Annotated in this window: 1 protein-coding gene; it reads right to left on the bottom strand. The window is 63.8% G+C overall.

Annotated elements, in window-relative coordinates:
* Positions 1 to 39 precede the first annotated feature (39 nt).
* Positions 40 to 288: a DUF2274 domain-containing protein gene (locus tag CF68_RS10270; RefSeq protein WP_035818164.1), complete on the bottom strand. Its 249-nt coding sequence runs from the start codon at positions 286 to 288 to the stop codon at positions 40 to 42.
* Positions 289 to 290 lie beyond the last annotated feature (2 nt).

The raw sequence follows: 290 nt of genomic DNA, 5'->3' as shown, positions 1-290 counted from the left end.
CCGTAAGGCGGCAGCCGAAGGCTGAGGACGGAGAGGATGTCAAAGGCGAGCGCGAGCTGACGCCTGGTGGTCACCGCTACCCCGCCGAAAAGCCCTGTCGCGTGCCATGAAAGCTTCCAGCATGTACGGGATCAGCGCTATCGCATCAACCGCCTCGCCATAGGTTTGTGCATGCAGTGCTGCGTAGCGATCCAGGTCGGCCTTGAGGCTGGCCGGGCACGAGAAGGTCAGCTTGGTGCTCTCCGTCCTGGGTAGTGGCCCCAGCCGCAGCTTGCGTGTCGTGCTCATCG

The sequence above is a fragment of the Cupriavidus sp. SK-4 genome, from assembly GCF_000611125.1.
Lineage (GTDB): Bacteria > Pseudomonadota > Gammaproteobacteria > Burkholderiales > Burkholderiaceae > Cupriavidus > Cupriavidus necator.
Note: the sequence above shows the minus strand (reverse complement) of the source record. Positions and strands in the feature narration are given on the sequence as shown.

Bases quoted from the DNA above. Each gene is read 5' to 3' on its own strand.
- CF68_RS10270 (WP_035818164.1), bottom strand. From the start codon at position 288: ATGAGCACGACACGCAAGCTGCGGCTGGGGCCACTACCCAGGACGGAG.